Annotated in this window: 9 protein-coding genes and 1 pseudogene; 6 read left to right on the top strand and 4 right to left on the bottom strand. The window is 56.9% G+C overall.

Annotated features, from left to right (window positions below; genetic code table 11):
- The first annotated feature begins 4 nt into the window (after positions 1-4).
- The 3 genes from GE543_RS04745 to GE543_RS04735 all read left to right on the top strand — a co-directional run bounded on the left by GE543_RS04745 (position 5) and on the right by GE543_RS04735 (position 3,431).
- Entirely contained in the window at positions 5-1,180 is a 1,176-nt protein-coding gene (locus GE543_RS04745; protein WP_153220915.1) for an alginate O-acetyltransferase, read from the top strand.
- Between the two features lie 12 nt (positions 1,181-1,192).
- Positions 1,193-1,861, top strand: a complete 669-nt coding sequence (locus tag GE543_RS04740; RefSeq protein WP_003408867.1) for an alginate O-acetyltransferase AlgF — start codon at positions 1,193-1,195, stop codon at positions 1,859-1,861.
- Between the two features lie 118 nt (positions 1,862-1,979).
- On the top strand, positions 1,980-3,431 hold the full coding sequence (locus GE543_RS04735; protein ID WP_046236816.1) for a mannose-1-phosphate guanylyltransferase/mannose-6-phosphate isomerase: 1,452 nt from the start codon (positions 1,980-1,982) through the stop codon (positions 3,429-3,431).
- Between the two features lie 157 nt (positions 3,432-3,588).
- On the opposite strand, the gene GE543_RS04730 is transcribed toward GE543_RS04735, so the two are convergent.
- Together GE543_RS04730 and GE543_RS04725 are read right to left on the bottom strand one after the other, a co-directional pair.
- Positions 3,589-6,369 carry an RHS repeat-associated core domain-containing protein gene (locus tag GE543_RS04730; RefSeq protein ID WP_153220914.1) on the bottom strand — a complete coding sequence of 927 codons (2,781 nt, stop codon included), beginning with the start codon at positions 6,367-6,369 and terminating at the stop codon, positions 3,589-3,591.
- Between the two features lie 223 nt (positions 6,370-6,592).
- Entirely contained in the window at positions 6,593-9,388 is a 2,796-nt protein-coding gene (locus tag GE543_RS04725) for an RHS repeat domain-containing protein (protein ID WP_153220913.1), read from the bottom strand.
- 94 nt (positions 9,389-9,482) lie between these two features.
- Here GE543_RS04725 and GE543_RS04720 point away from each other — a divergent pair.
- A pseudogene (locus GE543_RS04720) lies at positions 9,483-9,623 on the top strand (hypothetical protein); the annotation flags it as partial.
- A 127-nt stretch (positions 9,624-9,750) separates the two neighbouring features.
- Here the strand turns inward: GE543_RS04720 and GE543_RS04715 are convergent.
- On the bottom strand, positions 9,751-12,513 hold the full coding sequence (locus tag GE543_RS04715; protein WP_256664686.1) for an RHS repeat domain-containing protein: 2,763 nt from the start codon (positions 12,511-12,513) through the stop codon (positions 9,751-9,753).
- A gap of 212 nt (positions 12,514-12,725) precedes the next feature.
- On the opposite strand from GE543_RS04715, the gene GE543_RS04710 reads away from it, so the two are divergent.
- Together GE543_RS04710 and GE543_RS04705 are read left to right on the top strand one after the other, a co-directional pair.
- A complete protein-coding gene (locus GE543_RS04710) occupies positions 12,726-13,190 on the top strand; it encodes a hypothetical protein (protein ID WP_003408861.1) in 465 nt (154 codons plus the stop codon).
- A 15-nt stretch (positions 13,191-13,205) separates the two neighbouring features.
- Complete coding sequence (locus GE543_RS04705) at positions 13,206-14,024, top strand: SDR family oxidoreductase (RefSeq protein ID WP_153220911.1); 819 nt, start codon at positions 13,206-13,208, stop codon at positions 14,022-14,024.
- A gap of 71 nt (positions 14,025-14,095) precedes the next feature.
- On the opposite strand, the gene GE543_RS04700 is transcribed toward GE543_RS04705, so the two are convergent.
- On the bottom strand, positions 14,096-14,956 hold the full coding sequence (locus GE543_RS04700) for an HlyD family secretion protein (protein ID WP_153220910.1): 861 nt from the start codon (positions 14,954-14,956) through the stop codon (positions 14,096-14,098).
- Positions 14,957-14,958 lie beyond the last annotated feature (2 nt).

Here is a 14,958-nt window from a genome sequence, read left to right as displayed (position 1 = left end):
TGACATGACGCGTTCATTACGAATCCTCTATATCGCCCTCTTTCTGGGCATTCTGCTGGTCCTCGGGATCTGGTCGCTGCGCAGTTTCAGCACCTTCTCGACGTCGGCGGAAACCACTGTGCTCAACGGCAAGTGGACCAAGGCGGCGGAAACTCATTACGACGATGAGTTCCCGATCAAGCGTCTGGGCACCAACCTCTGGGCGGCGCTGGATTTCAAACTGTTCAACGAAGGTCGTCCGGGCGTCGTGCTCGGCAAGGACCAGTGGCTGTACACCGACGAAGAATTCGACGCGGTTGCCAACGGCGAGCAAAACGAAGCCGACAACCTGGCGATCATTCAGGGTGTGCGTGACGCGCTGGAAAAACAGGGCACAAAACTGGTCCTGGCGATCGTTCCGGCGAAGACCCGTCTGTACCCGGAACACATCGGTGACAGCAAGCCTGCCAGCCTGCACACCGACCTGTATCAGCAGTTCCACGCTCAGGTCGCCAAGGCCGGGATCTTTGCCCCGGACCTGCTGGCGCCGCTGCAGGCTGCCAAGCAACAGGGCCAGGTTTTCCTGCGCACCGACACCCACTGGACGCCAATGGGTGCCGAAGTCGCCGCGCAGCAACTGAGCGCCGCGATTGCCCAGAAAACACCACTGGAAGGCGAACCTGAGCAGTTCGTCACACAAGCCAAGGGAACCGAAGCCTACAAGGGTGACCTGACTACATTCCTGCCGCTCGATCCGCTGTTCAGCAACATGCTGCCCAAGCCGGACGAGTTGCAGAAACGCAGTACCGATCCGGTAGCAGGCGAAGCGGCAGGCGGTGACGCACTGTTCGCAGACAGCGACATCCCGGTGGGTCTGGTGGGCACCAGCTACAGCGCCAACCCTAACTGGAACTTCGTCGGCGCGTTGAAAGAAGCGCTGCGCAGCGATGTCGTCAACTACGCCGAAGACGGCAATGGCCCGATCCTGCCGATGCTCAAGTACCTGCAGACCGATGCCTTCAAGAACACCCCGCCGCAAGTGGTGATCTGGGAATTCCCGGAGCGCTACCTGCCGGCACACAACGATCTTGGCGAGTTCGATCCGAAGTGGATCGCCGAGCTGAAGAAATCGCGTGACACCCAAGAAAACGTGGCGCTCAACGCCAAACAATCCGAGTCGCCCAACCGGGCGCAAAACTGAGAGGACTGACTCATGACTTTCAACACTACTGCCAACCGTTCGGCCGCAAAACGCCTGTTCAAAACCTGCGCAATGGCCGCAGGTCTGGGCCTGATGTCCCTGCAGGCTTTCGCCGGTGACTCCGCCCTGTACGGCCCGACCGCACCGAAAGGCTCGACCTTCGTGCGTGTCTACAACGCCAGCAACGCCGAAATCAGCGCAGCCGTTGGCAACACCAACCTCAACGAAGTGGCGCCACTGGGCAGCACTGCGTTCAGCTTCATGCCGCAGGGCGACTACACCGCCAAGCTGGGCAGCCAGAGCCTGCCGGTGAAACTGGCGGGTGATCACTACTACACCATCGTCAACAACGCCAGCGGCAAGCCACAGCTGGTCGAAGAGCCACCGTTCAAGAACAAGCAGAAATCCCTGGTTCGTGTGCAGAACCTGAGCGACAAGTCCCTGACCCTGAAAACCGCTGATGGCAAGACCGACGTGGTCAAGGCTGTAGCGGCCAAAGGCACCGGCGAGCGTGAAATCAACCCGGTCAAGGTCAGCCTGGCGCTGTACGACGGCGACAAGAAAGTCACCGATGTGAAACCTGTGGCACTGGAGCGTGGCGAAGCCGCTGTGCTCTACATCACCGGCAGTGGCAGCAGCCTCTCGCCAGTGTGGGTCAAGCCACCGGTCGCTACCCGCTAAACGGATTATGCCGGTCGGTTCAGGGCATCAGCACTGAACCGGCCAGCGCGGAACAAGAACAAGACAGAAACGACAGACACCTCGTACGGCCCTAATTGAATGCTTTTGGAGAAACAAAATGATTCCAGTTATCTTGTCAGGCGGTAGTGGTTCACGACTCTGGCCGCTTTCGCGTAAACAATTCCCTAAACAGTTCCTGGCGTTGACCGGCGAGCACACCCTGTTCCAGCAAACCCTGGAGCGTCTGGTGTTCGAGGGCATGCAGGAGCCTATCGTGGTCTGCAACAAGGACCACCGTTTCATCGTCAACGAGCAACTCGGTGCGCTGAACCTGGAAACCCAGGCGATCCTCATGGAACCGTTCGGCCGCAACACGGCACCCGCCGTTGCACTGACCGCCATGAAGCTGGTCAACGAAGGCAATGACGGCCTGATGCTGGTGCTGCCAGCCGACCACGTCATCGAAGACCAGAAAGCCCTGCAACGCGCACTGGCACTGGCAACCGTCGCCGCAGAACGCGGCGAAATGGTGCTGTTCGGCGTACCGGCCAACAAGCCGGAAACCGGCTACGGCTACATCAAGTCCACCGCCGATGCCCTGCTGCCCGAAGGCGTCAGCCGCGTGTCGCAGTTCGTCGAAAAACCTGACGAAAAACGCGCCAAGGAATTCGTCGAAGCCGGTGGTTACTACTGGAACAGCGGCATGTTCCTGTTCCGCGCCAGCCGCTTCCTCGAAGAACTGAAAAAGCACGATCCGGACATCTACGACACCTGCCTGCTGACCCTCGAGCGCAGCGTACAGGACGGCGACGCCCTTGAAATCGACTCCTCGACCTTCGCCTGCTGCCCAGACAACTCCATCGACTACGCAGTCATGGAAAAAACCCAGCGCGCCTGCGTTGTACCGCTGTCGGCCGGCTGGAGCGATGTCGGCTGCTGGTCGTCGCTGTGGGAAGTCAACGCAAAGGACGCCAACGGCAACGTCACCAAGGGCGACGTCGTTATCCAGGACAGCCGCAACTGCATGATCCACGGCAACGGCAAACTGGTCTCGGTGATCGGCCTGGACAACATCGTGGTCGTCGAAACCAAGGACGCGATGATGATTGCCCACAAGGACAAGGTCCAGGGCGTCAAACAGATGGTCGCCACCCTGAACGAACAGGGCCGCACCGAGACCCAGAACCACCTCGAAGTGTACCGTCCGTGGGGCTCCTACGATTCGGTGGACATGGGCGGTCGTTTCCAGGTCAAGCGTATCTCCGTCAAGCCGGGCGCCTGCCTGTCGCTGCAGATGCACCACCACCGCGCCGAACACTGGATCGTGGTATCCGGTACTGCGCAGGTCACCTGTGACGAGAACGTGTTCCTGCTCACTGAAAACCAGTCCACCTACATCCCGATCGCCTCGGTCCATCGCCTGCGCAACCCAGGCAAGATCCCGTTGGAAATCATCGAAGTGCAATCGGGCAGCTACCTGGGCGAAGACGACATCGAGCGTTTCGAAGACATCTACGGTCGTTCGAACGCGCTGGAAGCGGGTGTGAAGACACAGACGATTGCTCGGTAACAGACGCTTTTAGCTGCAAGTGAAACAGCCCTCGGTAATTCTTTGCGCAGTGTCATGCGCACATTATTGCCGGGGGCTTTTTACCTTGAGTCCCAAACATCATTGCCCTGTAACAGCTTGCTCTCATATTCAGGTCGCTCATACGGCCTCACCGGCGCTATTGCCATGAGTGGCTGCCTCCCATTTTTATGAAGTTCGAGAGTGGCATTCTTTTTTGGGCTTCTGCCTGATAACGCTTCGGGTTTTTTAATGGTTTACCTTTAATATGGTGATCGATCATCGTTGTAAACAGCTTGCTTAGCCCGCGCCCTTCTTTAAGCAATACCTCTGTGAACACCCTGGGCCCCGTGACAGCAGAAACGATTCTCATCCTGTCGTTCACATCGGCGGTGCTACTGAGCACTTCGCCAAGGCCCGTCTCACGATAAACGCTGTACCGGTCGACGATCTCCTTTTCCAAAGTGCTCAGCACCGGATTGTTGGCAGGTGACGCGAACGAGTTATTGTTAATCACGATTTCATCCCGGTTCCAAGGTGTGTCCGTCGGGCGCATCGTGAAAATCCTCTTGGGCTTGGTAATGAAATCGGTATCCATGACACCGCGCTTGAACATGTCATCCGTGTCCGAATAAATACCGCCATAATGGTTGATCAAGCTGTAGCGAAGCACGTCACTGGCTGCCGAGTAGTGTCGAGGGTCATCCCCATACAAATCCTTATAAATCTCGTATGACGGTGTTTTCTGGAATTTTCTGAAAAATTCCTCTTCCCTGAGGTCGGAAATATGGACGTTTTTTCGCCCGCGCAGCGCTGAGGCTATTTCCGTTTCATCACCTTTTCGCAGGTCCAGATGCAGATGCAGCGTCAACTGATAGTCGGGATTCAGCACAGAAGTGTTTTTAATCCCTTCCAGGTGCTCCATCAGCGGTTCAGCAGCGCCCAACCAGATGTAGTGAATATGCTTGGGAATTTCAGCGACTCCTCCCACCGCGTCGATGAACGTGAGCGGGTTGTTTCTCAACATACCGTATAGATTAAGCCCGTCCTCAAGACCGGCCGGGTCCGGATTGATCCAGCGCTGTAACCACGGCGCGTAATACCGCAAACCGTAATAATAAAGCCCTGTCGCATCGCGCTCCTTGCCTGAGTAACGCACGGTCTTGTAACTCGCCTCAATCGCATTGCGCCCCGCCCACCATGACGTGCCGCCGAACGGGTAATAACTTTCCTGGCTGATACGCTGCGCCTGCCCATCCAGTTCCAGCGTGCCGGACCCCAGGTGGTCGTTCAGGGTGTAGCGAGTCTGATCATTTTCAAGCGCGTCGGGCTTGCCAGACGCCCAATGCAGCACGCGCACGTTATTGCGCCCGGCCTGGGCTACAACAACGTGCAGGGTTTCGCCAGTGGCCGTATCGGTACGGATTTCAAGACCGGGCAGGTAACGCACATCGGCCGTATGGGTCATGGTTTTGGCTTGCGTGGTACGCACCTTGCGCAGGCGCTGGCCGCTGGCGTCGTAGCTGTAGCGTTCGCTGTCGTCCATGCCGTTGTCACGAATAACGGGGCGCACGTGCTGCAACTGGTTGCGTCGGTCCCAGCTCAGGTCTTGCCCGGCTTGCAGTGCGAGCAGATTACCGTTGGCATCAAAGGCAGCAGCAATTTCTGCTTCGTCAGGTATGTGGCCATTGATCACCGGCAGACTGCGGTTGCTGTAATGCGCGGTGACCAGCGTGCGCGAATGGGACTGCGTGCCTGTATGGGTAAGCTGCTGCAAGTTGCCGCCGGCATCGTAGCGATACGTCTGCGTGTAATCAGCCAGCGTCGAAGGATCGGCAGGACTCTGGAAACCAGGCAGCACCGGGCCGTGATTAACGACTGCCCATTCCCTGCCCGAGGCTTCGATCAGTTGATAAAGCGTGTCGTATCGATAGGTCGAAACCGAGTCGATGCGCTGACCTTTGGAGATGGCTGGCAGAGCACGATCATCGACACGGATTACATTACCGACCGGGTCATAGTCGTAACGCAAATCCTGCAACAACTGCCCATTACTACGCGTGGCATTCAATTCCCCCAGGCGACCGTCTTGAGTGGCATAGAGCGCCGTGCTGATCACACCATTGCCAGCCGTTTCCGATACCACCCGCCCCTGCGCGTCATACTGAATGGCACTGACCAGAACCTGTTCGGCCTGACCGTTGAGCTGTAAACGACTGTCTTTCAACTGCCCTGCAACGGTGTAACCCAGACACTGAACATTGCCCTGCGCATCGGTCTGCTGAGTGCTCTCGTTCACCGGGTTGTATTGCCAGCGAGTGGTTGCGCCGTCGCCGGGCTCCAGCAAGGCATCACGCCCGGTCAGCGACTCGGGCCAGTCAGGCTCGTCGAGGTTTTGCAGGAAGCGCCGCGTTTGACTGATCACACTTCCGGAAAGACCGAACTCATCGTCAAGCCGCGTACCTGCCGGATCGTCATGACGAATCAACTGACCACACTGGTTGTGATCAGTCGAATCAGGGCCGCCATAGAGAAGGCGCTCAACGCAGTGCTCATCTTCAAAAACCTCGGTGGGCCTGAGCAACGCGTCGTAGCCGATGCGTCGCACAACGCACCGAGCGTCCCAGACCACCAGCGCCTGCCCGGCCTCCCCCGCTAACGACACTCGCCAGCCAGCATCGACGCTGTCACTGGCCAGCACCTGACCGCTGAGCGAATGAATGACGCTGAGATTGGCGGGTGTCCGCTCAGCCCACAGGCGCGGATCCCAGATCTTCGACGGACGACCCGCGACATCAAAGGCCGTATGACTGTGCCTGGCCCGCGGCTCTTCAGCAGGCTTCAGGCGGCAGAACACGACTGAATCGATCAACAGCCGACGCGGGTCTACCACCTGTAGATGCGGGGTGTAACGGTGCAGTACAGCGCTCGTAGCATTCATGGCTCAGTCGTCCTTGATCAGCGTTGCCGGGCAAGCCCGCTTAATACCTCTTCACATGCCGGGATGAGTATCTGTCAGCCCCCGATAACTCAATTCGAATGCTTATGTTGTCGGGGCTTTTACGCCGCCGCAGAGCGCGTCGTCGCGTCTCATCTGCACACGGGATACTTGGCGTTACAGGCGACTTTTTTACGCCCCCTGGTGGACCTAAAAAAGCACTTAACTATCTTGAGCGTTTTTCATAAACTCTGGCCGGCAGATCAGAACTCATGACAAACGAAGAATAAGTGTCCGCATTAGACAAAAGCACGTCAACTCTTGCAGAAGCATTTTCCAAAAACTCTTCTCCCATCGTTAACCACTCGACCTCGTACCCGATTGATTTATTTAATAGGTAAGACAGATGTTCAGAGTTAACATCCACGTCCTCAAACCCCTCGGTGGAAATTTTACGTAAAACGCCTCTTATACTTTTTGACCAAGATTTTATTTCTGTCTTTCCGCTTACAAAAGGTAAGCTTTTAGAAAAATTATAATAGACGTCTACGGTATCAGCGACCGCATGACTACTTTCATGAATCAGTGCCCTTGCCACCTCCAACACATGTTCACGCTCTAGAGAATATTCCGACAGAGCAATAGTTCTAACAGGTCGATAACTGCTTTTTTTATAAACAACACCCGCTATATCAGTTTGATCAGCGGTAAAAACATCTATTCTGTAGCCTGTTGAATTTACGTTATCCGATGGATCAACCAGCGATTCCAAGTATTTTTTTTGCTCACCAAAAGACGTCCTGAGCGCTTCGATTGCACGTGTTCTGTCAGCGCTTTCAAGCTGACCAAATGTAACATCGAGAGACTTTAAAATCCCTCTTCGAGGTTGTTCCTTTGAAAGCTCCCTCACCGTTCTGCTCAACAAATCTCCTGCCATACTCACTCCCGCTTTTAGGGACTGTTGTTGAGCTGCGCTGAAATTTGAAAACCCTCGAGAGACCGTTTGATAGCCGTATTTTTTCTGGAAAATTGTTTCTTGTTCGCCCAGTACGTCGTATGGCGCAGCACCTTTAATATCTTCATACCGCGCCGGCGAATTCATGGCAAAACCAAACATATTCAAATCATATGCTGCCCCCGCCGGGTCCGGATTGATCCAGCGCTGCAACCACGGTGCGTAATACCGCAGCCCGTAGTAATAAAGCCCTGTCGCATCGCGCTCCTTACCTGAGTAACGCACGGTCTTGTAACTCGCCTCGATCGCATTGCGCCCCGCCCACCATGACGTGCCGCCGAACGGGTAATAACTTTCCTGGCTGATACGCTGCGCCTGCCCATCCAGTTCCAGCGTGCCGGACCCCAGGTGGTCGTTCAGGGTGTAGCGGGTCTGATCATTTTCAAGCGCGTCGGGCTTGCCAGACGCCCAATGCAGCACGCGCACGTTATTGCGCCCGGCCCGGGCCACAACAACGTGCAGAGTTTCGCCAGTGGCCGTATCGGTACGGATTTCAAGACCGGGCAGGTAACGTACATCGGCCGTATGGGTAATGGTTTTGGCCTGCGTGGTACGCACCTTGCGCAGGCGCTGGCCGCTGGCGTCGTAGCTGTAGCGTTCGCTGTCGTCCATGCCGTTGTCACGAATAACGGGGCGCACGTGCTGCAACTGGTTGCGTCGGTCCCAGCTCAGGTCTTGCCCGGCTTGCAGTGCGAGCAGATTACCGTTGGCATCGAAGGCAGCAGCAATTTCTGCTTCGTCAGGTATGTGGCCATTGATCACCGGCAGACTGCGGTTGCTGCAACGTGCGGTGACCAGCGTGCGCGAATGGGACTGCGTGCCTGTATGGGTAAGCTGCTGCAGGTTGCCGCCGGCATCGTAGCGATACGTCTGCGTGTAATCAGCCAGCGTCGAAGGATCGGCAGGACTCTGGAAACCAGGCAGCACCGGGCCGTGATTAACGACTGCCCATTCCCTGCCCGAGGCTTCGATCAGTTGATAAAGCGTGTCGTATCGATAGGTCGAAACCGAGTCGATGCGCTGACCTTGGGAGATGGCTGGCAGAGCACGATCATCGACACGGATTACATTACCGACCGGGTCATAGTCGTAACGCAAATCCTGCAACAACTGCCCATTACTACGCGTGGCATTCAACGCCAGCAAACGGCCGTCTTCAGTGTCATACCGCGCCGTGCTGATCACACCATTGCCAGCCGTTTCCGATACCACCCGCTGCTGCGCGTCATACTGGATGGCACTGACCAGAACCTGTTCGGCCTGACCGTTGAGCTGTAAACGACTGTCTTTCAACTGCCCTGCAACGGTGTAACCCAGACACTGAACATTGCCCTGCGCGTCGGTTTGCCGAATTGTTTCGTTCAACGGGTTGTATTGCCAGCACGTGGTTGCGCCGTCGCCGGGCTCCAGCAAGGCATCGCGCCCGGTCAAAGACTCGGGCCAGTCAGGCTCATTGACCGAGTGCAGAAAGCGCCGCGTTTGCCTGATCACATTTCCCGAAAGACCATACGCATCATCAAACCGCGTACCAGCCGGATCATCATGACGAATCAACTGACCGCACTGGTTATGCGCGGTCGAATCAGGGCCGCCGTAAAGCAAGCGCTCGACGCAGTGTTCATCTTCAAAAACATCGAGGGGCCTGAGCAACGCATCGTACCCCGTACGTCGCACAACGCCCCGAGCGTCCCAGGCCTCCAGCACCTGCCCGGCCTCACCCGCCAACAAAACGCGCCAGCCCGCGTCCACACTGTCGCTGGCCAGAACCTGACCGCTGAGCGAATGAATGACGCTGAGATTGGCGGGTGCCCGATCAGCCCACAGGCGCGGGTCCCAGCTCATGGACGGACGACCCGCGACATCAAAAGCGGTATGACTTCGCCTGGCCTGCGGCTCTTCAGCAGGCTTCAGGCGGCAGAACACGACTGAATCGATCAACAGCCGACGCTGGTCTACCACTTGTAGATGCGGGGTGTAACGGTGCAGTACAGCGCTTGTATCATTCATGGCTCAGTCATCCTTGATCCGCCTTGCCAAATAGTGCACTGAATACTTTTTCAGCTCGAAACCCTCCCGATTTATTAGTGCATCGTCTCAAACCCCGGGCAAGCTCCCGTTGGAAATCATCGAAGTGCAATCGGGCAGCTACCTGGGCGAAGACGACATCGAGCGTTTCGAAGACATCTACGGTCGTTCGAACGCGCTGGAAGCGGGTGTGAAGACCCAGACGATCGCTCGCTAACAGACGCTTTTAGCTGCAAGTAAGACAGCCCTCAACGGCTCTTTGTGTATTTTGATATGCACAGAGAGGTGTTGAGGGTTTTTAAATTTATTTCACTCTCAAACCTCACAACTTAGTAGAAACGCCATCAGGCGGTCTTTTTATTAAGCACCCGCTGCATAAGACTTCGCTTTTTCCCAAAAGAAGCTGTTCCTTGATCAATATGTTTTTGCACAGAAATTTTTGTTTGTGCAACACGGTGTAAAAAAGCGTCTATTTCCGCGTCCTTCAATGTCGAACCCGACTGAGCAATAATCTTCCGCCACTCCCCCCCTCCAATACTGTTAAATGCGGCCCATCGGTCCACATCAAAAACGCTCAGAAGGTCTATATTTTCAAGCGTATACGCCTGATTGTTTATTGTTGAGAACGTCGATTCGTGATCTATCAGATACACACTGCCGTCCTGCCGCCAAAGTTGATTACCTGAGTTATCATCTATTTGATTCACCAGATGGTAAAAAAATTTGGCATCTTCCGGAAACTTAACTCCCGAAGTTGTGTTTTTTTTCCCACCTACGATCATTTGTTGAACCGCTATTTTTGCCTTGGCGATGGTGGGAGGAACAAGGTTTAGCTTTAATTTATGACTTACTATAAAAGCCAACTCCTCACGCTGAGCGCCCGTACTAAAATTTACTTTTTTAATAATTAACTTAATACTGCTATCCGGCACATCCATTGTCAATAGCGTATTATTAAGCCTATTATCAAATCTTTTGGCATCACTTATTTTTGTAACCCTCATCAATGAAACCAACCACTCATTTATCGATGCTACATCGTTGAAAGCTCGCGTTTCACGAGCTAAAGTTTGAGCCTCTAAATAGGAGCCGCTGCGGATTGCTGCCAATACCTTCGGATTATTTATTTTTTCAAAAGGGAATGGTGTCAACCCGCCGATATCGACAAACACAATCGGGCTGTTGGCACTGAAATTAAAAAAATTCAAACCGCTTTCAACGCCCTCCGGGTCCGGATTGATCCAGCGCTGCAACCACGGTGCGTAATACCGCAGCCCGTAGTAATAAAGCCCTGTCGCATCCCGCTCCTTGCCTGAGTAACGCACGGTCTTGTAACTCGCTTCGATCGCATTGCGCCCCGCCCACCATGACGTGCCGCCGAACGGGTAATAACTTTCCTGACTGACACGCTGCGCCTGTCCATCCAGTTCCAGCGTGCCGGACCCCAGATGGTCGTTCAGGGTGTAGCGAGTCTGATCATTTTCAAGCGCGTCGGGCTTTCCAGACGCCCAATGCAGCACGCGCACGTTATTGCGCCCGGCCTGGGCCACAACAACGTGCAGGGTTTCGCCAGTGGCGCTATCGGTGCGCACTTCCAGCCCTGGCAAGTAGCGCACGTCGGCGATGTGGGTAACGGCTTTGGCCTGCGTGGTGCGCACCTTGCGCAGGCGCTGGCCGCTGGCGTCGTATATATAGCGTTCGCTGTCGTCCGCAGCGTCATCGCGAACCACTGGCCGCACCTGCTGCAACTGATTGCGTCGGTCCCAGCTCAGATCTTGCCCGGCTTGCAGGGCGAGCAGATTACCGTTGGCATCGAAGGCAGCAGCAATTTCTGCTTCGTCAGGTATGTGGCCATTGATCACCGGCAGACTGCGGTTGCTGTAATGCGCGGTGACCAGCGTGCGCGAATGGGACTGCGTGCCTGTATGGGTAAGCTGCTGCAGGTTGCCGCCGGCATCGTAGCGATACGTCTGCGTGTAATCAGCCAGCGTCGAAGGATCGGCAGGACTCTGGAAACCAGGCAGCACCGGGCCGTGATTAACGACTGCCCATTCCCTGCCCGAGGCTTCGATCAGTTGATAAAGCGTGTCGTATCGATAGGTCGAAACCGAGTCGATGCGCTGACCTTTGGAGATAGCTGGCAGAGCACGATCATCGACACGGATTACATTACCGACTGGGTCATAGTCGTAACGCAAATCCTGCAACAACTGCCCATTACTACGCGTGGCATTCAACGCCAGCAAGCGACCGTCTTCAGTGTCATACCGCGCCGTGCTGATCACACCATTGCCAGCCGTTTCCGATACCACCCGCTGCTGCGCGTCATACTGAATGGCACTGACCAGAACCTGTTCGGCCTGACCGTTGAGCTGTAAACGACTGTCTTTCAACTGCCCTGCAACGGTGTAACCCAGACACTGAACATTGCCCTGCGCATCGGTCTGCTGAGTGCTCTCGTTCAACGGGTTGTATTGCCAGCGAGTGGTTGCGCCGTCGCCGGGCTCCAGCAAGGCATCGCGCCCGGTCAGCGACTCGGGCCAGTCAGGCTCATTGGCAGAGTGCAGAAAGCGCCGCGTTTGCCTGATCACATTTCCCGAAAGACCATACGCATCGTCAAGCCGCGTACCAGCCGGATCATCATGACGAATCAACTGACCGCACTGGTTATGCGCGGTCGAATCAGGGCCGCCGTAAAGCAAGCGCTCGACGCAGTGTTCATCTTCAAAAACCTCGATGGGCCTTAGCAGCGCGTCATACCCCGTACGTCGCACAACGCCCCTAGCGTCCCAGGCCTCCAGCACCTGCCCGGCCTCACCCGCCAACAAAACCCGCCAGCCCGCGTCCACACTGTCGCTGGCCAGAACCTGACCGCTGAGCGAATGAATGACGCTGAGATTGGCGGGTGCCCGATCAGTCCACAGACGCGGGTCCCAACAGCTGACAGGTCGCCCCGCCATGTCGAAGGACGCATGGCTGGTACGGATTTGCGGCTCGATATCGCTACTCGTACGGCATAGCGCAATTGACCCCACAGGCAACCCGCGTGGATCCACCAACTGTAATGCCGGCGTGTGCTGATGAAGGGCAATCGAGCGTTCAACCATGACTGGCACCTGCAGCAAGTCCGACGACGCTGGAAAATTCCGCGCTGTCCCACACTCTAGATAAGTGGCGCCGTTGCGCCTACTGACACTTATGCCAGTGGCACAACAAGGGCAGACTGCAGCGCTCTCCGCGCCGACGCCTTGCCCATTGGTCAACGCCTGCCCAATGTCTGTAGTATCTCTGACATTGCATCTTGCTGGAGACCCGCCGCATGTTGATCGGCATCCTGTTAATCCTCACCTGGCTGATCCTTCTGCTCCGTTATCCGGCGAAGGCCTTGCCCGTCTCGCTGGCCGCGGCGGTCGCGCTCGGGGCGGTGGCGGCTATCGTCATCTGGCAGGACAGTCGGGAAACGCGCCAGCTTGAGCATCTGGATATCCGCCTGAGTTACAACCCGCAAGGCTGCCCGGCAGATCGTCCGTTGCAGGTCAGCATCACCAACACCAATCAGGTCACCCTGCAGGAACTGCGTTGGCGAATCGCGGCCTATGCGCCTGGTGATTCGGTGAATCTGATCGACAACACCTACGCGTCCGCACGCTATCGCGGCCCCGGTGAACTTCAGGCCAAAGGCACGTGGCAGGATTGCGTGCCGGTGCCGGCACTGCGCAACGGGTACCGCCCGCAAACCCTGGATTTTCGCGCAGAACATCTACAAGGCAGTTTCTCGGACTGACCACAAGGATCCCACATGCCCATCGCTTTGATTACAGGCTGTTCCAGCGGAATCGGCCGTGCTCTGGCCGACGCGTTCAAAGCCACTGGCTATGAGGTCTGGGCAACTGCGCGCAAGGCCGACGATGTCGTGGCACTCAGTGCAGCCGGTTTCATCGCCGTACAACTGGACGTCAACGACAGCCTGGCGCTGGAGCAACTGGCCGCCGGTCTGGAGCACAGCGGCCTGGATGTGTTGATCAATAACGCTGGCTATGGCGCGATGGGTCCTCTGCTCGACGGCGGTGTGCAGGCTTTGCAGCGGCAGTTCGAAACCAATGTGTTTTCCGTCATCGGGGTGACCCGGGCGCTGTTTCCGGCACTGCGCCGCAACAAGGGGCTGGTGGTGAACATCGGCAGCGTATCCGGTGTGCTGGTCACGCCGTTCGCGGGGGCTTACTGTGCGTCGAAGGCGGCGGTGCATGCGCTCAGTGATGCGCTGCGTCTGGAGCTGGCGCCGTTCGGCGTCCAGGTGATGGAGGTTCAGCCCGGCGCGATTGCGTCGAGCTTCGCACAGAACGCCAGCCACGAGGCCGAGCAGTTGATCAGCGAGCAATCGCCCTGGTGGCCGATTCGCGAAGGCATTCGTGCACGCGCCAGGGCCTCTCTGGACAACCCTACCCCCGTCACCGAATTCGCTCGCGATCTGCTCAAAGCCGTGCAACACACCCATCCGCCACGCCTGCTGCGCCTGGGCAACGGCTCACGTCTGCTGCCGCTGATGGCGTGGTTGCTGCCCAAAGGGCTGCTGGATATGGGCCTGAGAAAACGCTTTGGGCTGAACGCTGATCTGTAGCCGAGCCTTATCACTATCGTGCCAATGCTCCGCGTTGGCATGCCGTTCTGGACGCTCTGCGTCCTCAAGTATCAGCCGTCTACCGGCCTGACGATCACCGTGCAGGTCATCCCCGCCGCCAGCAATACATCCTGCGGTACCTGATCCAGATGAATACGCACCGGCACGCGCTGGGCCAGACGCACCCAGTTGAAGGTCGGGTTCACGTCGGCGGTCAGTTCGCGGCTTTGCGGGTTGTCCCGGTCGTAGATGCCGCGTGCAATGCTTTCGACATGCCCCTTGAGCACCTCGCCGCTCATCAGTTGCAGGTCCGCAGGATCACCCACTTTCAGGTGCGGCAACTTGGTTTCCTCGAAGAACCCGTAGACCCAGAACGAGTTCATGTCGACCACGGCCATCTTCGCCTCGCCGATGCGCGCATAGTCGCCGCGATGAACATTGAGGTTGGTGACGTAACCGTCCACCGCCGCCAGTACCCGCGTGCGTGCCAGGTTAAGCTCGGCCGCCTCCAGTTGCGCCTGGGCCAACTGGTAATCGGCCAGGGCCGAGGTGGCTACGTTACTCGCGTCGTCACGATTTTCCGCCGAGATAACCAGTTCATCCATGTCGGCACGCCGCCTGGCATTCAGTTTGCGCATCTCCCAGGTCGCCTTGCGTGAAGCCAGCAACGCCTGCGCCTGCTTCACGGCGATCCGGTAATGCTCCGGGTCGATCTGCATCAGCAGATCGCCACGCTTTACCCATTGGTTGTCATGCACCGGGACGTCGACCACGGTGCCGGACACATCGGCGGCCACGTTGATGATATCGGCACGCACCCGGCCATCCCGGGTCCATGGGCTATCCATGTAGTCGACCCACAGTGTACGACCGATCCAGAGCGCGATTGCCAGCACCAGCAACGTGGCAAACAGACTGAAGAACTTTTTCATCC

The sequence above is a fragment of the Pseudomonas sp. SZ57 genome, from assembly GCF_009495975.1.
In the GTDB taxonomy this organism is placed as follows: Bacteria; Pseudomonadota; Gammaproteobacteria; order Pseudomonadales; family Pseudomonadaceae; genus Aquipseudomonas; species Aquipseudomonas syringae.
The sequence above is the reverse complement of the archived record's forward strand: the minus strand, read 5'-3'. Positions and strand labels throughout refer to the sequence as shown.